We start from the raw sequence: 21,163 nt of genomic DNA, 5'->3' as shown, positions 1-21,163 counted from the left end.
GTAGGCGGATGGTCAGGAGGGTAGCCGGGCGGCCTGCCGGGTCGCCGGGGCGGGGCTTCGCCGCCGGGCTAGCGGGCGAACTTGTCCGCGCCCAGTTGGCTCCGGTAGGTCTCGGTCATGAAGGCGCTCACCACGACCAGGGCCAGGAGAGCGCCCACCGCCAGGTAGGCCCAGACGGCGTAGATGGTGTCGAAGGTGCTGACCAGCAGTGTCGCGACGAACGGCGTGATGCCCATGAAGATGGAGAACGAGCTGTTGTACGCGATGGCACTGGCGCTGAACCGGGTGCGGGTGGAGAAGAGTTCGGCCGCGCAGACGGTGACGATGCCGGTGAGGAAGAACTCCGGCACGATGTAGATGAGCTGGCTGGCCACGGCGGTGCCGAAAGTGCCGTGCTCGCCCACCCGGAAGGCGACCGGGACCAACGCGACGCACAGGATGGCGCCAGTGATCAGCATCGGCTTGCGCCCGATGCGGTCCGACAGCATGCCGGCCAGCGGCAGGGTCGGGATGAGGACGGCGATGGAGATGGCGTTCGAGGTCAGCCCCATCCAGCGCGGCAAGCCGAGCGTGCCGGTCAGGTACTGCGGATAGAACGTGACCCAGCTGTAGGAGAGGATCGCGAGCATGATCGAGATGCCGCAGAAGACCAGGATCGGCCGCCACTGCGAGCGCAGCGCCTCACGGACCGGCGTCTTGACGACGTCCGTTCCCTCCTCGGTCGCGCGGACGAACTCCGGGGTCTCCTCGATGTGACGGCGCAGCCACATCCCGACCAGGCTGAGCGGGATCGCCAGCAGGAACGGGATGCGCCAACCGTAGGAGTCCAGGGCCTCGCCCTCGAACACCCAGCTGGTCAGGGCCGCCGTACCGGCGCCCGCGAGGGTGCCGACGAAGCAGCTGTTGGAGGCGTACGACGTGTAATAGGCCCGCCGGTTCGGCTCCGCCCACTCCACGATGAACGCCACCGCTCCGACGTACTCGCCGCCGGAGACCGCGCCCTGGACGACGCGGAGCAGCAGGAGCAGGATCGGCGCACCGATGCCGATCTGCTGGTAGGTGGGCAGGACCCCGATCAGGGCGGTGGCCACGCCCATGGCCACGATGGTCCACAGCAGCGTCTTCTTGCGGCCGACCCGGTCGCCCCAGCGGCCCACGAGGGTGCCGCCGAGCGGACGGAACAGGCAGGCGATGGCGATGATCGCGTAGGTGCCGAGCACCGCCACGGTCCTGTCGCTCTCGGGAAAGAACGCCGGTGCCATGATCGGCGCCAGGTAGCCGTACAGGCCGTAGTCGAACTGTTCGACGAAATTACCGATGCTGCCCGCGCCGATGGCTCGGCGTATCGCGTTCCGCGTGTGCGGGTCGGCCTGGGGGGAGCCGACGGCTGGGCTGGGTGGCGCTGCGGCGGACATGGCTTCTCCGATCGCGCGGGGACGAGGGTGGTGTGCATACGTATGAACTGGTCGTGAACACTAGGAACCCGGTGGTGGGGCGTCAAGGATCCGGCAGCGGGAAAATCGGCGGCCCCGGCGGGCGGCTGCCGAGGGCATGCCGCCGCGGCACGCGGCGGCGCGCCACGCGCCCGCCGTCGGGCAGGGCGGGTTCTTCGGCCGTGCCCGGCCCGGACCGGGGCTCTCGGCCGTGCCCGGCTCGGACGGGTGCTTCGGCCGCCCCGTCTCAGCCGGTGTCCGCGGCCATCCTCTCCCGAGCGGGTCCTCTGCCGTGCTCCTCTCAGACGGCCTCCCCGCCCGTGTTCGTCCTCCCGGACGCGGCCAGGTGGCGCAGGGTGTCCATGAGCACATGGGCCATGTTGTAAAGGATCAGCCGCGCCCCCCGGCGCTCGGCGGCACGGGCGGCGTCGAGGTCCGGCACGATCGTCATCACCGCGCGTCCGTTGGCGCGTGCCGCCTCGTGCGCCCGGGTGATCAGCCCGTCGACGACGCCGGGCTTTGGGAAGCCGCAGTCTGCGGCCAGGTCGGCGGGGCCCACCAGGACCGCGTCCACCCCCTCGGTGCCGGCGATCGCGTCGGCGGCGTCGCAGGCGCGCCGCGTCTCGATCATCGTCACCACCAGGGTTTCGCGGGACGCGGCCACATGGTCGGCCGCCGTGACCGTGCCGAACCGGCCCGCTCTGCTGTAGGTGGCGAAGCCCCTGTCCCCCCACGGCGGGTAGTGGCTGGCGGCCACCGCCCGCCGGGCGTCCTCGCGGCTGTCCACGTGCGGGTGGATCAGCCCGGCGGCGCCCAGGTCGAGGCAGCGCAGCGCGAGCGCCGGCTCGGCCGAGCCCACGCGGACCAGGACGTCGATCCCGTGTGCCGCCGCGGCTGTGAGGTGTTGTTGCAGCAGCGCCGTGTCGGCCGGCCCGTGCTCGCAGTCGATGACGACGTAGTCGAATCCCGCGACCCCCGCCATCTCCACCAGCGTCTCCGAGGGCAGCCGCAGCAGGACGCCCCGCAGCCGCTCGCCGTCGGCCAGGCGCTGTTTGAGACTGCGGTGCGGTGTGCTGCGCGCCGTCACCGGGCCACCATCCCCGCGGAGAGGTCGATGTCGGCCCCGCACAGTCCGCGCATGCGCAGCATGGCGCTGACGGCCTCGCCCACCTCGTCCTCGGTGACCATCCGCCCCAGGGCGGAGCGCGCGACGAACGCCTGCTCGGCCTGCGCGTAGGTGCTGCCGGTGCGCTCCGCCTCCAGACGGAAGTTGCGCTCCATGCGGGGCCCCGCGACGGGACCGGGGGACAGGGAGTTGACCGTGACGCCCAGTGGTCCGACCTCGCCGGCCAGCGTGGCCGTGAGGCCGATGACCGCCATCTTCGACGCGCAGTACGGGGTGCGCCGCAGGAGGGGACGCTTGCCCGACACCGAGGCGATGTTGATGACGTCGCCCGCGCCCCGCTCGGTCATGGCCGGCAGGAAGGCGCGGCACATCAGGAACACCCCGCGCACGTTCACGTCGAAGACCTCGTCCCAGTCCTGCGGGCCGATCTCGGTCAGCGGTGCCACCGGGCCGGCGATCCCGGCGTTGTTGACCAGGATCGATATCTCCTCCCCGGCGAGACCGCGGACCAGCTCCCCGACGTCGTCGGGGCGGGAGACGTCACAGACGCGGGGCAAGACCTGCGGGCCGAGCCGCGTCGCGGTGTCCTGGAGCGCGGTCTCGTCGCGGCCTGTGATCACCACCCGGGCACCGTCGGCGAGCAGGGACCTCGTGATGGCCCGGCCGAGGCCGCTGCCTCCGCCGGTGACCAGCGCGGTGCGGCCGGCCAGGGGTGCGGTGCGGCCGCTCATGCGGCGTCCTCCTCGTTCCACGGCGGGGTGCCTTCGCCGTGCTCGGCGGCGCGGACGTCACCGGAGCGGGCGTGGCCCTCGAAGGGCTCGGCGGGCTGGGTGCGGGCGGGGACGCGGGGGGCGTCCGCCACCTCGGCGGTCATGGCAGTCGGGTGGGCCGGCGCGGCCGGCGGGCGGCCGCCGGGCAGGTACGCGCCGCTGCCGGCCACCGGAGCGCACCGGTGGCCGGGGGGCGGGCCGGGCAGCGGCCGGCTCCCGGCGTCACCCGGCATGTCACGCGGGGCCCGCCCCCGCACGCAGCGGACGCCGTCCAGGACCGTGCCGGGCGCCTGGGAGGCGGACCCCCGGCTCGCGCCGGGGGTCCGGGCCGCGCTCGCGTGCGCGGCGGGCACAGGGGGTGGGAGGGGTGAAAGGGGTCGGGGCATGACGGCTCTCTTCCAGTGGGGACGAAGGGGCGGGAGGCGGGGTCACGGGGCGGCCGGGGAGGGCGTACCGGGGGCGGTCGCGACCAGTCCGCGCAGCGCGGCCGCCACCGCCTCGGGCCGCTGCCACGGCAGCAGGTGTCCCGCGTCGGGCAGCAGGGTCAGGCCGGCTCCCGGGACCGCGTCCGCGATCGCCTGGTGGAAGGCGGGCGGGCACAGCGCGTCCCGCGCCCCGGCCAGGACCACGGTGGGGCAGCGGACCGTCCGCAGGACGCCGACCGCGTCCGTGCGGGTCGCCTGTGCGGCGAGCTGGGCGCGGGCGGCGGTGGCGCCGACGGCGTGTGCCATGTCGCGGTAGCGGCGCGCGCCCTCAGGGGTCGGGCACCGGTCGGGGAACATGCCGGGCAGCGTCTCCTCGACGACGTCCCCGAACCGGCCGGCCGCGATCAGCTCCTCCATCGCCCGCCAGGCCGCGTACTGCTCGGGGCGCGGCGCGCCCGCGTTGGTCGCCATCGCGCACAGGCCCGCGATGCGCTCCGGCGCCCGGCGCAGCGCCTCGAAGCCGACGATGGCCCCGAGGCTGAGGCCGACGAGCACGAACGGGCCCGGAACCGTGGCGAGCACGTCCTCGGCGAGCGCCCCGATGTCCGCCCGCCGCAGCGCGACGTGGTGGACGGGGTGGCCCTCGGGGAAGTCGACGTCGCGCCACAGGCTCGCGTCGCAGAGCATTCCGGGCACGATGACGAGCGGCAGCGGACCGGCCGTGGTCTCCTGCGGCACGCCGGTCACCAGGTGCGCGCGGAGCGGGGCAGCAGCGCGTACGGGGCGACGTACCCGTTGTGGTCGATGCCTAGGCCCGCGTCCGCCGCGCTCTTGAGCACCTCCTCGTCCCACTCCAGGCGGACGCGTCCGTCACCGGAGTTGACCACGAGCAGGTCGCCGCGCTCGTCGCCGACGTTGCGTATGGTGCGCCAGGCGTCCTGGGGGACGGAGAGCATGTCACGGGGGCCCAGACGCACCGAGACGGGGTCGGCGCGGTTGAGGGTGATCTCCCACCGACCGTCCTTCACGATCAGGGTCTGGGTTTCGTGCTGGCGGTGCGTCGAGACGCCCTGCCCGGGGTCGGCGCGCAGCCAGGCGAGGTTGTGCCCGTGCGGGTTGAACACGCGGGGCTCCTGGTGCCGGTCCTCGGTCATGCCGTAGCCGATGACGCAGCTCAGACGGGCGCCGCCGCCGGGCAGGGCGCTGTCGAGGAAGGGGTGGTCGGAGAAGACCAGCTCGTCCGCGGCGGCGATCCGGCGCTTCATCTCCTCGGGGGTGTAGTGGCGCAGCCGGTCGAGGTGTTCCTGGGCCAGGGGGCTGACGAGCTCGGACTCCGGCGGGACGGTGTCGCCGGCGACGGTGTCGACGAGCTCGTTGTCGACGGTGAGGTACAGGCCGTGGTTCCGCGCCTCCCGCAGGACCGACGGGGCCCAGATGATGCCTCCGGTGTCGTCCATGCCCAGCACGGTGAACAGCCAGCCGTCGTCCGGGCCGGTGTTGGTGAAGCCGCGGAAGATCCAGGTCGGGACGGAGGCGATGTCACCGGCCCTGAGCGTGAGTTCGCCCTCGGTGCCGTCGGCGCCCCAGCGCAGCAGGTACTCGCCCTCGGTGCAGATGAACACCTCGGCCGTGTAGTGCAGGTGCAGGTTGTTGGTGATGCCGTGCGGCATCGCGGCGGCACCGATGTGGTAGCCGTGCGGCAGCCGGAGGTTGACGTGCTGGCCGGCGGCCTGCGAGACGCCCGGCCCGATCATCGCGTAGTTCTCCTTGCGATCCGAACCGGGCGTACGGCAGTCGATGAAGGCCTGGTTGCAGGAGACGAAGTCGCTGCGGCGCACCGTACGGCGGGCCAGCTCACTGGGGGATACGACGACATCGGGCATGACCGCTCCTCGATTGCGAATACGTATGCATTACATGAACAGCCTAGGATCTAGCGGATGTCAAGAGGGTGCGGTTGTGTTTTGACATACGTATACTGATTAGGTGCGCCAACGGACGGCGCCGGTGGCAGCGAGGAGAGAGCCGAATGGGGATCACCAGTCGCGACGTGGCCAGGCTGGCCGGTGTCTCGCAGCCGACCGTCTCCCGCGCGCTGCGCGACGACCCGCGCGTGTCCCGGGCCACCCGCGAGAAGGTCAAACGGGCCGCCCAGGCGCTGAACTACGTGCCGAGCGAGGCCGGACGCACCCTCTCGACACGTGCCACGCGGCGGATCGGTGTCATCGTCACCGACCTGACGAACCCGTTCTACCCGCATGTCGTCGCCCCGCTCCACGACGAGCTGAGCGACCTCGGCTACCGGATGATGCTGATCACCGAGCGGTCCGACGAGGCGGTCGCCGAGGAGAAGCTGCTCGACCAGTCGATGGACGGCGTGGTGCTCGCCACCGCCACCACCGACTCCCGTCTGCCGGCCCAGCTGGACCGGCGCGGCATGCCGTACGTCTTCCTCAACCGCGACACGGGCCGGGCCGGCGACTTCGCCTCCGTCGTCGACAACGAGGGCGGAGGGCGGCTCGTCGCCCGGGAACTCGTGGCCCTGGGACACCGGCGTATCGCCGGCATCTTCGGCGCCCCCAACACCACGACGGGGCGCGAGCGCGAGATGGGCTTCCGGCTGGCGCTCGCCGAGGCGGGCGTGGGGCTGCCGGAGAACCGGGTGGTGCGCGGGGCGTTCGAGTACGACACCGGCTACCGGGCGCTGCCCGCCATGCTCGCGTCGGACGCGGCACCCACCGCGGTGTTCTGCGGCAACGACGTCGTCGCCATCGGTGTCCTGAACGCGGCTCTCGCGGCCGGTGTCAAGATCCCCGACGACCTCACCGTCATCGGTTTCGACGACCTTCCGATGGCCGCCTGGGAGGTGTTCCGGCTCACCACCGTCCGGCACGACCTGCGGGAGCTGTCGCGCCAGGCGGCGCGTCTGCTGGTCCGGCGGATAGCCGGGGACGTCGACCCCGCCGGTGAACGCCTGGTCCGGCCGGCCGAGTTCGTACCCCGCGCCACCCACGCCCCCGTCCACTGAGCCGGGCCGGCCCGCCCCCGGCGGCCGCCGCGTACCCCGCGGGCGGGCTGCCGGAAGTGGCGCCGTCGCCGCGCCCTCCCGGCCGCCGCACCACGAGCGCCGCGGCCGGCGGGTGGCTCCTGTGCCGCCGCGGCCGGCGCGGCGGCACGGGCGGGGATCAGAGCTGTTCGCGCAGGGCGGCCGGGATGTCGTCGAACGCGCCGGACGTCCGCCCGATCCGGTCGATGCGCAGTGTCGCGGTGGCGCCGTGGGCGGCCAGCCCCTCGAACGCCGAGATGCGCTCGACGGCCGGAGCCAGGGACGCGGTCCCCTCCCGCGAGGCGCGCTGGTAGGTCAGCGGCTTCAGGAACCGGGAGACGGAGAGCCCCGCGTTGTAGCGGGCGGTCTTGCCCGTGGGCAGCACGTGGTTGGTGCCGGCGATGCCCTTGTCGGAGTAGGCCACCGTCGACCACGACCCGAGGAAGAGCGAGCCGTAGTTGGAGAGGTTCTCCAGGTAGTAGTCGTCGTCCTCGGTCTGGATCTCCAGGTGTTCCGGGGCGATCACATCGGCCACGGCGACGGCGTGGGCCCGGTCCTCCACCACGATGACGGACCCGAAGTCGCGCCACGCCGGGCCCGCGATGTCCCGGGTGGTCAGGGACGCCAGCCGGCGCTCCACCTCCGCGATCACGGCGCGCCCCTGCTCCTCGGACGTGGTGATCAGGGCGGCGGGCGAGTTGGGGCCGTGTTCGGCCTGGCCCAGCAGGTCGGCGGCGACCCACGCCGGGTCGGCGCTCGCGTCGGCGATGACCGCGACCTCGGAGGGGCCGGCCAGCAGGTCGATGCCGACCCGGCCGAACAGCTGCCGCTTCGCCTCGGTGACGAACGCGTTGCCCGCGCCGACCAGCATGTCGACCGGGGCCTCGCCGAGCAGTCCGAAGGCCATCGCGCCGAGCGCCTGGACACCGCCGAGCGCGAACACCCGGTCGGCGCGGGACAGGTGGGCGCCGTACAGCACGGCGGGGTGCGCGCCGTGCTCACCGGAGGGGGGAGTGCACGCCAGCACGGTGGGCACCCCGGCGGTCTTCGCCACGTTCACCGTCATGAACGCGCTGGCGAGCAGCGGGAAACGGCCGGCCGGCAGGTACGCGCCGACGCGGGAGACGGGCACGTAGCGCTGGCCGTCGATGACGCCGGGGGCGACCTCGGTCTCGAAGTCCGTCAGGTGCTCGCGCTGCGCGGCGGCGAACCGGTGGGTGCGCTCGTATCCCATCTCCAGAGCGGTGCGGACGTCCGGGGGCAGGGCGTCGCCCGACTTCTTCAGCTCGGCGGGCCCGATCTCCAGGTCGCCGGACCAGCCGTCCAGCTCCTGGGCGTAGGCGCGCACCGCGTCCATGCCCTTGTGCTCGATCTCGTGCAGCATCTGCGAGACCCGCTCGACCACCTTGGGGTCGCGCTGGGCGGGGGGCCCGTCCACGGACGGCTTCTTCAGCCACTGGAACGGGGGGAGGGCCTGTGCTTCGTCGGGCGTGATCTGCATGGCAAGGACGCTAGACGGAGCGCTGCCGCAGGACTAGAGGGGCCATTCCTGTCCGATCCACAGGGTTTCCCTCTACCCGCAGGCGGTGCCCGTCCACGGCGCGTCCGCCCGGCCGGTCACAGGCCGAGGTCGGTACGGAGTTCGCGCAAGGTGTCCTCGGCCAGCCGGGCGAGCTCCCTGGTGGCCCGCGACAGCGGCTGCCCCCGCCGTTTGACCAGGGCGATCGTGTCGTAGAGCGGGTCGGCGAACGAGACGGTGCGCAGCCCCGCGGGAAACGCCGGTCCGGCGACCACCGCCCGGCTGGCGATGGTGTCGCCCACCCCGGCGGCCACCAGGCCCAGCGCGGCCTCGACGTGTTCCAGCTCGATCAGCGGATCGATGGTGACCCCGGCGAGCTGGGCCCGCTCCGCGAGCTGCCGCCGGGTGGGGTCCTGCCATCCGTAGTGGGCGTCGTAGAGGACCAGGGGGGTCCGGGCGAAGGCCTCCATCGTCATCGGCGCGCGGGTGCGTTCCCCGCTCGCGCTGACGAAGAACACCTCGTCGCGCAGGAGCGGGGTCACTGCCAGCCCCTCGTCGTCGATCGGCAGGACCACCAGGCCCGCCTCGATCCGGCCCGCGGCCACGGCCGCCGCGGTCTCGGCCGAGTTCTGCCCCACGAGGCGGACCCGGACGGACGGATACCGGGCGTGGAACATCTGCACGAGGTTGGACAGCAGGTAGTAGTCGGCGTTGCGGAGCACACCGAAGGTGGCGGTCCCGCCGCCCAGGGACCCCAGCGAGCGCACCGCCCGGGTCCCGCTGTCGGCGGCTTCCAGCGCCTGCTGGGCGTAGGGCAGCAGTTCCTGGCCGGCCGCGGTCAGGGTCAGGGTGCGGCTGCCGCGTGCGAACAGCTCGGCGTCCAGTTCCGTCTCCAGCCGGCGTACCAGTTCGGAGGCCGACGCCTGGGCGATGTCCATGGCCCGCGCCGCTGCGGTGAACGACCCGAGCCGCTCCGCCTCGACGAAGGCCCTCAGCTGGTTGAGGGTCATGCGCTGTCTGTGTCCTGTCGAGTCGCTGATCCGCGTCCCGGACGCGGGGTCCTCCTTCTACCACGGGCGTGCGGCGCGGCCGCCGGACGGGTGCCGGTGCCAAGCCATCGGGTTTCCCTGTGGGCGCCGCAGGGAGAAGGGGGCTTGTCCCGTGGAGGACACGATGATTGGCTCGTCCGGGCCCCGGATACCACCCCGTGCGGAAGGTTGCCCCCGCGATGACGATCCCCTTGCCGATCGGCCTCGTCCAGACGGCCGCCCGGCACCACGCCGCCGACGATCCGGACGCGTTCGCCGCGGACGTACGCCGCGTCGCCCGGACACACCCCGGCGTCCGGCTGCTCGCCTATCCCGAACTGCACCTGTGCGGCCACGAGCCCGGCGAGGACCCCGAGGCGGTCATGACCGCCGCCGCCGAACCGCTGGACGGCCCCTGCGGCACCCGGCTGGCGGCCCTCGCCCGCGAACTGGGCATCTGGCTCGTGCCCGGCAGCGTCTACGAGCGGGGCGCGGACGGCCGGATCTACAACACGGCCCCCGTCTACGCGCCCACGGGCGAACGCGTCGCGGAGTACCGCAAGATCTTCGTGTGGCGGCCCCACGAAACCACGGCGTCCGGCAGCGGCTTCGTGGTCTTCGACATGGCGGACCACGGCCGGGTGGGCCTGACGATCTGCTACGACGCCTGGTTCCCCGAGACCACCCGCCACCTGGCGTGGCAGGGCGCCGACCTCGTCCTGAACCTGGTGCGTACGCCCACCGTCGACCGCGCCCAGGAAGTCGTCCTCGCGCAGGCCAACGCGATCGTGAACCAGGTGTTCATGGCCAGCCTCAACGCGGCGGCGCCGGACGGCGTCGGACGCAGCGTCGTCGTGGACCCCGAGGGGCACCTGCGGGCCGAGGCCGGGCCCGGCCCGCAGGAGGTCCTGACGGACGTGCTCGACCTCGCCGAGGCCCGCCGGGTGCGCGCGCGGGGGACCGCAGGTCTCACCCGGGTGTGGGAGCCGTTCGAGGACGGTCAGGCGCCGCTGGAGCTCCCCCTGTACGAGGGCGGCCGGATCGATCCCGAGCGCTGGCGCCGCGGGGCCCGCCCGTGCGCCGGGCCGCCCGCGCGGTGACCGCCTGAACGGCCGCGGCCGTCCGGCCGGGCGCCCCGGGACGCCCGGCCGGACGGCCTCACCGGCCCGCCTCACCACGCGAGGCGCCGGACACCGCCCCTCAGCGGCCGGAGACGGACCCGGTCCGCAGCCAAGCGGTGGTCCACGGCGGGAGCTCGTCACCGGTCAGCGGGCCGGAGGCGAGCAGGACCTCACCCCGCGGCAGCGGGACGGGCTCCTCGGAGAGGTTGCTGACGGTGTGCCAGCCGCCGGCGCGGGCGAAGTGCAGCAGCCCCTGCCGGATCCGCTCCGGGGAGCCGGCCCACTCCAGCTCCTCGTCCGTGACCAGGGCGCGGCGCAGCCGCAGGGCCTCGCGGTACAGCTCCAGGAAGGACCCCTTGTCGCCGCTCTGCGCGTCCGCCGCGTACCGGCCCCAGTCGGCGGGCTGCGGCAGCCACGAGCCGCCGGGGCCGAACCCGAAGCTGCTGCCCTCGCGGGTCCATGGCAGCGGCACCCGGCAGCCGTCGCGGCCCTTGACGCGTCCGCCGCTGCGTAGCCACATCGGGTCCCGCAGGTCCGCACGGTCCAGGTCGGCGACCTCGGGCAGCCCCAGCTCCTCGCCCTGGTAGAGGTACGCGGACCCGGGCAGCGCCAGCATCAGCAGCGCCGCCGCGCGCGCCTTGCGCATCCCCGTGGGCAGGTCCGGGGCCGGTTCCCGGCCGTCGGTGAGCAGCCACGCCTCGATGTCGCGCTTGGTGCAGTCGCCGGGCAGGGCGTAGCGCGAGACGTGACGCACCACGTCGTGGTTGGAGAGCACCCAGGTGCTGGTCGCACCCGCGGTGCGGGCGTCGGCGAGCGCGGAGTCGATGATGGTGTGCAGCTCGGCGGCGTCGAGCCGGGCGCCGAGGAAATCGAAGTTGAACGCCTGGCCCAGCCCGTCCGCGGAGGCGTAGGCCGTGCGCCGTGAGGCACGCACCCAGGCCTCGGCGACGGCGAAGCGCGGCGGGTCGTACGCGTTGAAGACCTGCCGCCAGCCGCGGTAGATCTCGTGCACCGCGTTGCGGTCCCACAGCGGATGGCTGCCGTCGTCCGGCAGCGAGCCGGGCTGGTAGTCCCGCTGCTCGCCGAGGTCGCGCAGCGGTGCGCGCAGGTCCTTGGCGAGGCCGTGCGCGACGTCGACGCGGAAACCGGCGACGCCCCGGTCGGACCAGAACCGCAGGGTGTGGTGGAAGTCCTCGCGGACCTCGGGGTTGTCCCAGTTGAAGTCGGGCTGCTGGGGTGCGTACAGGTGCAGGTACCACTGGCCGTCCGGCACCCGGGTCCAGGCGGGGCCGCCGAAGCTGGACGGCCAGTCGGTGGGCGGCAGTTCCCCGTTCTCCCCCCGGCCGTCGCGGAAGACGTAGCGCTCGCGGGCGGCCGAGCCGGGCGGGGCCGCGAGCGCCTCCTGGAACCAGACGTGCTGGTCGGAGGAGTGGTTGGGGACGATGTCGACCATGATCTTCAGGCCGAGCCGGCGGGCCGTCGCGACCATCTCGTCGAAGTCGTCGAGGGTGCCGAGCCGGGGGTCGACGTCGCGGTAGTCGGCGACGTCGTAGCCGCCGTCGGCGAGCTGGGAGGGGTAGAACGGGCTCAGCCAGACGGCGTCCACGCCGAGGTCGGCGAGGTAGGGCAGTCGCGAGGTGACGCCGGGGATGTCACCGATGCCGTCACCGCCTGAGTCGGCGAAACTGCGAGGGTAGATCTGGTAGACGACGGCCTGCCGCCACCAGTCCGCGTCGTGCGGGGAAGGGGCGGGGGAGTCGCGGTGGGGCATCTGTGAACCTCTCGGGCGCGTGCCCAGGGTCGGGTGCGGGTGTGCGGACAGGTGGCGGGACGGCCGGGTCGGCCGTCCCGCGGGAACGGGGCGCGTGCGGAGCCGCTCAGCCCTTCACGGCGCCGGTGGTCATGCCGGAGACGACCGACCGGCGGAAGATCAGCACCAGGAGCGCGATCGGCACGGTGGCCACCATCGCCCCGGCGAAGATCACGCCGTAGGGGACCTGGTACTGGCTGGTGAACAGCGCGATGCCGACGGAGACGGTCCGGCGGTCGTCGGAGCCGTTGAAGGTGAGCGCGAGCAGGAACTCCGACCAGGTCGCGGTGAAGGAGAACACACCGGCCGTGAACAGCCCCGGCCGGGCCAGTGGCAGGATCACCGTCACCGCGGTGCGCAGCGGGCCGGCGCCGTCGACGACGGCGGCCTCCTCCAGCTCGCCCGGTATGCCGCTGAGGTAGTTGCGCATGATCCAGATCGCGAACGGCAGGTTCAACGCCACGTACGGGATGATCAGGCCCGGATAGCTGCCCAGCAGCCCGGCCTGGCGTTCCATCAGGAACAGCGGGACGAGCAGGGCGATCGGCGGGAAGACCGACAGCATCAGCAGCGCGGTCATCACGGCCCCGCGCCCGCGCAGCGGCATCCGGGCGAGGGCGTATCCGGCGAAGAACGCCAGGGACAGGATCAGCACGGTGGACAGACACGCCACGACGACGCTGTTGAGGAAGTAGTGGCCGATGCCGTTTCGGACGAACGCGGTCCGGTAATTGCCGAGCGTGGGGTGGTCCGGCAGCAGGGAGGGCGGCGTGGCGCTGATCTCGCCGGGCCCCTTCAGGGAGGCGGACGCCATCCAGAACAGCGGCAGCGCGGCGCACACGGCGATCAGCAGCCCGCCGAGGTTGACGACATTGACGTAACGGCGCACACCCGTGCGCGGGACACGGCGGCTCATGCTCGGCCTCCCTCGTCGACGTGGGCGCGGAAGACACGCAGGAACAACAGACAGCAGCCCATGACGATGACGGCGGTGGTGACCGCGACCGCGGCACCGCCTCCGAAGTCGAGGTTCTGGAAGAGGATCCGGTACCCGAGGATCGCCACCGACTGGGTGGCCGTGCCGGGTCCGCCCTGGGTCAGCACGAACGGCAGGTCGAAGATGCCGAACGCCTGGAGGATGCGGAACAGGACCGCGATGGCCACGATCGGCCGCAGCTGCGGCAGCGTGACCCTCCAGAACGTGGTCCACCCGTTGGCGCCGTCGATCTCGGCGGCCTCATAGACGTCACCTGGGATGAGCATCAGCCCGGCGAGAACGACGATGGCGACGAACGGAGTCGTCTTCCACACGTCGACGGCGACCATCGCCGCCATCGCGGGCACCGGCTGTCCCAGGATGTCGGGCTGGGTACCGAACAGCTCCTCGCACAGCCAGCTCACCGCTCCGTAGGTCCCGTTGAACAGGTACGCCCACAGCTGAGCCGCGATCACGTTGATCAGCGCCCAGGGCAGCAGGAGCAGGGAGAGGATCCAGCCGCGGGCGGCGCCGAGCCGTTCCAGGACGAGCGCCGTGAGCGTCCCGAGAACCAGCTCGACGAAGACCGAGACGACCGTGAAGCCCAGGGTGAACGCGAGGGCCTGGTACCACTCCGAGTGCGTCAGCAACGCCTCGTAGTGGGCCAGGGTGGGCGAGCCGAGCCGCAGGCCGCCGTACTCGAGCCGGACCTCGCTGAACGACAGCACCACCGAGAAGACCACGGGGAAGATCGTCACCGCGGCGACGACCAGGAGCGCGGGGGAGGTGAACAGCCACCCGGTGCGAGCGCGCCGGCGAGCGGTGGAACCCGGGCCCTGCGGGGGCCGCCGCGAGGCCCCGGCGGGTGCGCCGTCCCCCTCGCTGTTCGACGGCGTTCCCGCCGTCCTGGTCTGGAGTACGGAACTCACAGCGCCTTTCCTTCCAGGGCCGTACGCAGCCCCTCGCGTGCGGCGCGGACACCGGCCGCGGGGGAGAGGTCACCGCGCACGACCGCGTTCGCCGGCGTGTACATCGCCTTGCTGACCTGCGGGTAGTACGGGGTCTGCACGGGCCGGGCGACAAGTCGCAGATCGGGGGCGCGCAAGACCGTCGGGTCGCCGGTGGCGCGCGCCTCCCGGCCGTCGAGCACGGAGGTCATCGCGGGGATCACACCGGCTTCCCGGGCCAGGAGGCGCTGCACCTCCTCCCCGGCGCAGAACCGGGCGAACGCCATGGCGGCGCCCAGCGCCCGGGAACTGGGGTTGATGAAGTTGCTCCAGCCGCCCGCGCAGGAGATACCGGAGCGGCCGGTGCCCTCGAAGCCCGGACGCAACGCGGTCCCGACCTTCCCGGCGACGCGGGAGAGCGCGGGGGTGCTCGCGTTGACCCAGGCGTACGACCAGTTGCGCAGGAACAGCCCGCGCCCGTTGACGAAGGCGTCCTGCGCGTTCGACTCCTGGTACGTGGCCACGGTGCGGGGCGTGACCCCGCGGGCGGTGAACTCGGCCATCAGCGAGAACGCCCGCTCCGCCGCCGGCCCGCCCAGTGCGGCCCCGCCCCGCTCGTCCAGGACGGTGGCGCCCGCGTCGGCGAGGAACTCGGTGACGTTGGCCGTCAGCGACTCGGTCACCGCCGCCTGCCACAGGAACCCGGCCTCGGTGTCACCGGCCCGTTGCACCGTGCGGGAGGTGTCCAGCAGCTCCTCCCAGCTGCCGGGAACCCGCAGCCCGTGCTTGGCCAGCAGGTCCTTGCGGTAGAAGAGGTAGGTGCTGTCGGTGAAGAACGGCACCGCGTAGACCCTGCCCCGGTACGTGGAACTGCTGCGCAGGGCCGCCGGGTAGGCGTCCCAGAAGTCGCCCGGGAGCAGCGTCTCCACCGGCAGCGCGAGCGCGGAGTGGCCGAACTGCGCGGGCCACGTCGTGTCGCCCAGGTACACGTCGGGCTGGGGTGAGCCGCCGGCGAGTTGGGTGGCGATGGCGCTGCGGTTGCCGTCCGAGGTGGACAGCGCGTTGATCTTCGAGACGCGGATGTGGGGGTGCCGCCGCTCGAAGGCACGGATGATCAGATCCGCGACGACGGCGCCCCGCCGTGCGGGGATCTCGGAGACCCACCAGGTCAGCCGGGTCGGCTTCCGGGGAACGGTCGCGGCCTGCGCCAGCAGGTCGTCGAGGTCCTTTCCTCCGCATCCGGACAGCAGACCCGCCGCGGCGGCGCTCAAGGCGCCCGTCAGCAGCGCTCTGCGGTGCAGGGACATGGCGTGCTCCTCCCCTCTCGGACTGTCGGATGACAGCGCTAGCACCGTAGGGATCGCACGGTAGGGTGTCAATGGTCACAGCGGCTCAACTACCGCGAGGATTTGCCGTGACAGCGCTGTCACCCCGCTTGTCCCGGTGCACGGACCGTTGTGTTAGCGTCCCCGGCATGGCCGGTGAAGTCGCAGACAAGGGCGCCACGTTGGCGGACGTCGCCCAGAGGGCCGGAGTCTCGCCCTCGACCGTCTCCCGCACCCTGCGCGGTCTGTCGACGGTGTCCCCCGAGACCCGGGCGCGGGTGGAGAAGGCGGCGCGCGAACTGTCCTTCGCGATCTCACGCAGCGCGTCCAGCCTGGTCACGGGACGCACGGACCGGGTCGCCGTGCTCGTACCCAACCTCGACTCCTGGTTCCTGGGCGCGGCGCTCGCCGGCATGGCCCCCGCCCTCAACGCGGCCGGCCTGGACATGCTGGTCTACAGCGTCACCACCGCCGAGCAACGCGCCCAGTTCTTCGACCGCCTGCCCGCCCGCCGCAACGCCGACGCCCTGCTGGTCGTCAGCTTCGCGCTCTCCCCCGAGGAACGAGCGCGCCTGGACGACCTGGGTATGCCCCTGATCTTCGTCAGCCAGCACGAACAGGGCCGGGCCGGCGTCTACGTGGACGACGTGGAAGCCGCCCAGCGCGGCACCCGCTACCTGCTCAACCTCGGCCACCGGCGCATCGCCTACCTCGAACCCGCGGACGCCTCCGGTTTCGCCTGGAGCAGCAGGGCCCGCCTCGACGGGTACCGCACGGCCCTGGCGGAGGCGGGCATCGACCACGACGACGACCTCGTCCGCCAGGTCGCCCACTGGCAGGGTCCGAGCCTGGAAGCGGCGGTGGGACGGCTGCTCAGCCTCCCGGAACCCCCCACCGCGATCTTCGCCGAGACGGACGACATCGCCTTCCGTCTCCTCACGGTGTTGCGCGGCGTCAACGTCCCGGTACCGCAACGCATGTCGATCCTCGGCTTCGACGGTCACGCGATGGCCGAGCCGTGGGACCTGTCCACCATGGCCCAGCCGGCCCGCCGGCTCGGCGAGGCGGCGGCGGAGCTGGCCCACCGCGTCATCCAGGACCCCGAGGCGCATCGGGAGCGGCACGTGGTCCTGCCGGTGGAACTCGTCCCGCGGGGCAGCACGGGCCCGGCGCCGGTCCCGCACCCGCGGCACGGCGACGGGGAGGACGCTCGGGAACGCAGGGCGTGAGGCGCGCCGGAGCGCGGTGACGGGGGCCGGGGCGGCACAGGAACACGGCCTCCGGAACGAGGACCTCGCCCGCCTCTCCCCGCCCCAGCACGCCAACCCCGAGGTGCTGGGACGCCGTTGGGGCGTCCGCGCCACCGTCCCCGCAGGCGGGTGCCTGCGGCCGCTGTGCGACCCGGCGTGGGTCGGCAGCACACCGATCAGGGCCGTGGCCGATCCCATCGGGGTCAGGGTCACCACGAGGGTGGCCTTGCGGCTGACCTTGTCCCCGTAGCGCCCGGCCGCGAACCCGCCCAGCGGGCGGGCCAGGAAACCGGCCGCGAAGGTCGCGAAGGCGGCCATGATCCCGGCGGCCGAGCTGACCTGGGGAAAGAACAGCCGGTTGATGACCAGGGCGGCAGCGGTCCCGTAGATCGTGAAGCATGTCGCCTCCTGCTCTTCCGGGCGGATGCCGATGGAGTGGATCAGGCGCCGGTGCCGTGGCCGGGGGCCCAGGTCAGGGGCCGCCCCGCGTACTTGGCCGCCCGGACGTCACCGGAGCGGGCGTGCCCCTCGAAGAGCTCGGTGCGTGCCGCCCGGCCGCACACCTCGCCGAGCAGCGCGCTCGACGCCGGGTCGGTGATCTGCTGGTAGGTGACCGTCTTGAGGTACTTGCCGACCCACAGCCCGCCGGTGTAGCGGGCCGCGCCGCGGGTGGGCAGCACATGGTTGGTGCCGATCACCTTGTCCCCGTAGGAGACGCAGGTCCCCTCGCCCAGGAACAGCGCGCCGAAGTTCCGCATGGCGTCCAGAGCCTTGCGGGGCTCGGCCGTGAGGATCTGGACGTGCTCGCTGGCGTAGGTGTCGGCCAGCTCGTAGGCTGCGTCGAGGTTGTCGACGACATGGACCTCCCCGTGGTCCCGCCAGGCGGGACCGGCCAGGTCGTGGGTCGGCAGGCCGGGCAGGATCTCCTCGATGTGCGCGATGACCTCGCGGCCCGTCCGCTCGGAGGTGGTGATCAGCACCGCCGGGGAGTCGGGTCCGTGCTCGGCCTGGCTGAGCAGGTCCACCGCCGCGACGAACGGGTCGGCGTGCTCGTCGGCGACCACCAGGGTCTCGGTCGGCCCGGCGAACAGGTCGATGCCCACCTCGCCGAACAGCTGCCGCTTGGCCTCGGCCACGTAGGCGTTGCCCGGCCCGGCGAGCAGGTCGACCTTGCTGATGCGCTCGGTGCCCAGGGCCATGGCGGCGACCGCCTGCACCCCGCCCACCAGGTGGATCTCATCGGCACCGGCGAGGTGCATGGCCGCGATCGTGGCCTCGGGCACCTCGCCCCGGATGGGCGGCGTGCAGGCCACGACCCTGGGCACCCCCGCGGTCTTGGCGGTCACGATGGTCATGTGCGCCGAGGCCAGCAGCGGGTACCGGCCGCCGGGCACGTAGGCGCCGGCCGCCGCGACCGGGATGTGCTTCTGTCCCAGCGTCACACCGGGCAGTGTCTCCATCTCGAACTCGCCCAGGGAGGCCAGCTGCCGCTCGGCGAAGGTCCGCACCTGGCGCTGGACGAAGCGGATGTCCTCCAGCACCTGCTCGGGGACACGGGCGACGATCTCCTCGATCTCCGCCTCGGTCAGCCGGAAGGACTCCGGCTCCCAGCGGTCGAAGCGGGCGGAGTAGGTGCGGACGGCCGCGTCGCCGCGGGAGCGGATGTCGGAAATGATCCCGGCGACGACGTCGGTGACCTCCGGGCTGCTGCTGCCGGGCGTGTTCTTCGCGGCGGCGGGTGCCTTCAGGGTCAGGACCATGGCGAAGCCAATCTCTCGGCGCCTGCGGGGCGCGTGGTTACGTATTCATGGACCGTACGCTCCGGTCGTGAATACGTAAACATCCTTCGGAAGATCTTTTCCGTACCGCCCCGGCCCGGTTCCGGGCCCCGCACGGCTATGATGACTACGTAAACATCCGGGGCTCGGGTCCGGCCCCGGCGATCCGGCACGACGGAGGCGCTGTGGTCACCAGTCAGGACGTGGCCCGCCTCGCCGGAGTGTCACAGGCGACCGTCTCCCGGGTGCTGCAGGGCAGCGCCAAGGTCTCCCCCGCGACCAGGGAACGCGTCCTGGCCGCCATGAAGCAGTCCGGCTACCACCCGAACGCGGCCGCCAGGGCCATGCGCACCCGGCGCGCCGGCACGGTCGGCGTGGTCGTCGCGGACATCACCAACCCCTTCTACCCGCAGCTCCTGGAAGCGGTCAGCGACGAACTCGACCGCGCGGGACACCGGATGACCCTGTGGAACTCCACCGGTCCGAGCGAGGCCAGCGCCCTGGAGGCGATCCGCGAAGGAGCGGTCGACGGGCTGCTGTTCACGACGGTCACCGAGGTGTCCAAACCGCTGGAGGAGGCGCTGCAGCGCGGTGAGCCCGTGGTGCTGCTGCACCGGGGTCTTGACGGCATCGGCTGCGACCAGGTGACCGCCGACAACGTCGCCGGAGGGCGGCTCGCCGCCCGGTACCTGGTACGGGCCGGACACCAGCGCATCGGGTTCCTGCGGGGTCCGCAGTCGGCCAGCACCGCACGCCACCGGGAGCAGGGCTTCCGCGAGACGCTCGACGAACTGGGACACCCGCTCGCGCCGGAACTGGTGCTCCCGGGGGACTTCTCGCACGACACCGCGCGTACGGCGATGCGGGAACTGCTCGACCGCCCGCACCCGCCGTCCGCCGTCTTCTGCGCCAACGACCTCACCGCCCTCGGTGCCGTCGACGGCGCGATCTCCCTGGGGCGGCGGGTACCCGAGGACGTCTGGGTGGTCGGGTACGACGACATCGCCATGGCCGCGTGGGAGGCGTACGGCCTGACCACCGTGCGGCAGCCGATAACCGACATGGCGCGGATGGCCGTCCGCATGCTCATCGAGCGGCTCGACGACCGTACGCTGCCCGCCCGGCGCCGCGAGTTCCCGGCCGAGCTGGTGGTCCGGCGGTCGACAGCCCATACGCCCGCCTCCTGACCGCGCGCCGGTCCCGCCCGCGCGGGGGCGGACCGGGCAACCCGGTCGTGGCGCGCTGCTGCCGGGCCCCGACGCGGTGCGGGGGCCGTTCACCTGGAAGGCGCGGCGGAACCCGGTCCGGCCCGGCTGCGGGGCGGCCGTTGAGCGCGGGGTGCGGTGCGGCGGCCGTTCGGCCGCAGGCGGGGCGGGAACGTCTCACCCGGCCGCGGCACACGCCGGCCAGGGTTCCGGGCGGGACGGCCGGCAACCTGTCCCGGTGGCGGAGCCGGCAGACCCCCGGTCCTCACCGGCCGCCCCTGACCCCGAGGCGTGCGGCCGACCGCCCCGGTGGCCGCCGTGCGGTCAGGTCACGCGGGGCGCAGCACGACCGGCAGCTCCTGGTGGCCGATCATGCCCAGGGACGGTACGCGGGAGACGGGCCGGTCCACGAGCGCCAGGCCGGGGAACGTCTCGAACGGCCGCCGCAGGGTGGATCTCGGCCTCGATACGAGCCAGTGGCGCACCGGGGCAGCGGTGGGCACCGGCCCCGAAGATGAGGTGGCCGACCGCGCGCCCAGAGGCGAACCCGCCGCTGATGCGGGAGCGTAGGGCTGCCAGGTGCTTGATGGGGACTGTCGGATCATGAATCGTGCCCGGCAGCCTACGTCCTCGAGATCCATGACCAGGTTCTTCGCCGCTTGGGTTACCCATGTTGTGGTCGGGTGTGCGGTGGTGCCCAGGACCCGGATGCGGCGACTGCTGTGTTCGATCACCGCGAGTACGTACATCCGCGCGCCGGTGAGGGTGACCGCCTCAAGGAAGTCGCAGGCCAGGAGGGCGTCGGCTGGGGAACGCAGGAAGTCGGCCCACGTGCTGGAGCTCCGGCCGGGCGCCGGATCGATGCCGGCATCCTTCAGGATTTTCCAGACGGTCGACGCGGCCACCTTCACTCCCAGCATGAGCAGCTCGCCATGCAGGCGCCTGTAGCCCCAGCTTGGATTCTCCCTCGCCAGACGCAGCACCAGAATCCGGATCGACCGCACGGTACGAGGCCGACCGGGTCACTTGGGCCGAGATGAGACGGCATGACGGCGCCTGGCGAGGTCGCGATGCCAGCGCAGTACCGTGCCAGGACGCACGAGCAGCCGCACCCGCCGCAGAACCGGCAATGGCAGCCGGTGCAGCAGCGCCGCCAGGAACGCCCGGTCGCCCGGAGCGAACCGTGCTCGATCACCGCCGAGTTGGCGTTGGAGCACCGTGATCTGATGGCGGAGGGCCAGAATCTCCGCATTCTTGTCGCGGTCGCTCATCGGCAGCAGACGCAGCAGCGCGAACGCGTTGCTCACGCCCAGGTAGGCCAGTCGCAGCAGCACGGTCGATCATCATGACGCGCCGGCTCCAGGCTACGCGAGAGCACCGACTCGAGCGACGAGGCCGACGACC

17 protein-coding genes and 1 pseudogene are annotated in these 21,163 nt (G+C 72.7%); 4 read left to right on the top strand and 14 right to left on the bottom strand.

The window, feature by feature from the left end; all coding sequences use genetic code 11:
• Window positions 1-68: 68 nt before the first annotated feature.
• The 6 genes from N6H00_RS08310 to N6H00_RS08285 all read right to left on the bottom strand — a co-directional run bounded on the left by N6H00_RS08310 (window position 69) and on the right by N6H00_RS08285 (window position 5,637).
• Entirely contained in the window at window positions 69-1,415 is a 1,347-nt protein-coding gene (locus N6H00_RS08310; RefSeq protein WP_268970947.1) for an MFS transporter, read from the bottom strand.
• A 319-nt stretch (window positions 1,416-1,734) separates the two neighbouring features.
• Complete coding sequence (locus tag N6H00_RS08305) at window positions 1,735-2,520, bottom strand: HpcH/HpaI aldolase family protein (RefSeq protein WP_268970946.1); 786 nt, start codon at window positions 2,518-2,520, stop codon at window positions 1,735-1,737.
• Window positions 2,517-3,290: an SDR family NAD(P)-dependent oxidoreductase gene (locus N6H00_RS08300; RefSeq protein ID WP_268970945.1), complete on the bottom strand. Its 774-nt coding sequence runs from the start codon at window positions 3,288-3,290 to the stop codon at window positions 2,517-2,519. Before N6H00_RS08300 ends, N6H00_RS08305 begins: the two co-directional genes overlap by 4 nt.
• Entirely contained in the window at window positions 3,287-3,433 is a 147-nt protein-coding gene (locus N6H00_RS08295; RefSeq protein ID WP_268970944.1) for a hypothetical protein, read from the bottom strand. Before N6H00_RS08295 ends, N6H00_RS08300 begins: the two co-directional genes overlap by 4 nt.
• Before the next feature lie 324 nt (window positions 3,434-3,757).
• Window positions 3,758-4,492, bottom strand: coding sequence for an alpha/beta fold hydrolase (locus tag N6H00_RS08290; protein ID WP_268970943.1), 735 nt, complete (start codon window positions 4,490-4,492; stop codon window positions 3,758-3,760).
• A 5-nt stretch (window positions 4,493-4,497) separates the two neighbouring features.
• Entirely contained in the window at window positions 4,498-5,637 is a 1,140-nt protein-coding gene (locus N6H00_RS08285) for a cupin domain-containing protein (RefSeq protein ID WP_268970942.1), read from the bottom strand.
• A gap of 146 nt (window positions 5,638-5,783) precedes the next feature.
• On the opposite strand from N6H00_RS08285, the gene N6H00_RS08280 reads away from it, so the two are divergent.
• On the top strand, window positions 5,784-6,782 hold the full coding sequence (locus N6H00_RS08280; RefSeq protein WP_268970941.1) for a LacI family DNA-binding transcriptional regulator: 999 nt from the start codon (window positions 5,784-5,786) through the stop codon (window positions 6,780-6,782).
• Window positions 6,783-6,939: 157 nt separating this feature from the next.
• On the opposite strand, the gene hisD (N6H00_RS08275) is transcribed toward N6H00_RS08280, so the two are convergent.
• The gene (hisD, locus tag N6H00_RS08275; RefSeq protein WP_268970940.1) at window positions 6,940-8,301 is read right to left on the bottom strand and encodes a histidinol dehydrogenase; all 1,362 of its coding nucleotides are present in this window, start codon (window positions 8,299-8,301) and stop codon (window positions 6,940-6,942) included.
• 116 nt (window positions 8,302-8,417) lie between these two features.
• A complete protein-coding gene (locus N6H00_RS08270; RefSeq protein ID WP_268970939.1) occupies window positions 8,418-9,329 on the bottom strand; it encodes a LysR family transcriptional regulator in 912 nt (303 codons plus the stop codon).
• 218 nt (window positions 9,330-9,547) lie between these two features.
• On the opposite strand from N6H00_RS08270, the gene N6H00_RS08265 reads away from it, so the two are divergent.
• On the top strand, window positions 9,548-10,447 hold the full coding sequence (locus N6H00_RS08265) for a carbon-nitrogen hydrolase family protein (protein ID WP_268970938.1): 900 nt from the start codon (window positions 9,548-9,550) through the stop codon (window positions 10,445-10,447).
• A 100-nt stretch (window positions 10,448-10,547) separates the two neighbouring features.
• On the opposite strand, the gene N6H00_RS08260 is transcribed toward N6H00_RS08265, so the two are convergent.
• From N6H00_RS08260 to N6H00_RS08245, 4 genes are all read right to left on the bottom strand, one after another.
• Complete coding sequence (locus tag N6H00_RS08260) at window positions 10,548-12,239, bottom strand: glycoside hydrolase family 13 protein (protein ID WP_268970937.1); 1,692 nt, start codon at window positions 12,237-12,239, stop codon at window positions 10,548-10,550.
• Between the two features lie 106 nt (window positions 12,240-12,345).
• The gene (locus N6H00_RS08255; RefSeq protein WP_268970936.1) at window positions 12,346-13,194 is read right to left on the bottom strand and encodes a carbohydrate ABC transporter permease; all 849 of its coding nucleotides are present in this window, start codon (window positions 13,192-13,194) and stop codon (window positions 12,346-12,348) included.
• The gene (locus tag N6H00_RS08250) at window positions 13,191-14,183 is read right to left on the bottom strand and encodes a carbohydrate ABC transporter permease (RefSeq protein ID WP_268970935.1); all 993 of its coding nucleotides are present in this window, start codon (window positions 14,181-14,183) and stop codon (window positions 13,191-13,193) included. The genes N6H00_RS08255 and N6H00_RS08250 overlap by 4 nt, the downstream gene beginning before the upstream one ends.
• A complete protein-coding gene (locus N6H00_RS08245; RefSeq protein WP_268970934.1) occupies window positions 14,180-15,508 on the bottom strand; it encodes an extracellular solute-binding protein in 1,329 nt (442 codons plus the stop codon). The genes N6H00_RS08250 and N6H00_RS08245 overlap by 4 nt, the downstream gene beginning before the upstream one ends.
• A 167-nt stretch (window positions 15,509-15,675) precedes the next feature.
• Between N6H00_RS08245 and N6H00_RS08240 the strand changes: the two genes are divergently transcribed.
• Window positions 15,676-16,755, top strand: coding sequence for a LacI family DNA-binding transcriptional regulator (locus tag N6H00_RS08240; protein ID WP_329618524.1), 1,080 nt, complete (start codon window positions 15,676-15,678; stop codon window positions 16,753-16,755).
• Between the two features lie 461 nt (window positions 16,756-17,216).
• Here N6H00_RS08240 and hisD (N6H00_RS08235) read toward each other — a convergent pair whose 3' ends face one another.
• Window positions 17,217-18,536, bottom strand: coding sequence for a histidinol dehydrogenase (gene hisD / locus N6H00_RS08235; protein WP_268970933.1), 1,320 nt, complete (start codon window positions 18,534-18,536; stop codon window positions 17,217-17,219).
• A 203-nt stretch (window positions 18,537-18,739) separates the two neighbouring features.
• Here hisD (N6H00_RS08235) and N6H00_RS08230 point away from each other — a divergent pair, with 203 nt between their 5' ends.
• Window positions 18,740-19,741, top strand: coding sequence for a LacI family DNA-binding transcriptional regulator (locus N6H00_RS08230; RefSeq protein WP_268970932.1), 1,002 nt, complete (start codon window positions 18,740-18,742; stop codon window positions 19,739-19,741).
• Window positions 19,742-20,355: 614 nt separating this feature from the next.
• Here N6H00_RS08230 and N6H00_RS40120 read toward each other — a convergent pair.
• A pseudogene (locus N6H00_RS40120) lies at window positions 20,356-21,093 on the bottom strand (integrase); the annotation flags it as partial.
• Between the last annotated feature and the right edge of the window lie 70 nt (window positions 21,094-21,163).

The sequence above is a fragment of the Streptomyces sp. S465 genome (assembly GCF_026898115.1).
GTDB classification, from domain to species: Bacteria; Actinomycetota; Actinomycetes; order Streptomycetales; family Streptomycetaceae; genus Streptomyces; species Streptomyces luomodiensis.
Note: the sequence above shows the minus strand (reverse complement) of the source record. Positions and strands in the feature narration are given on the sequence as shown.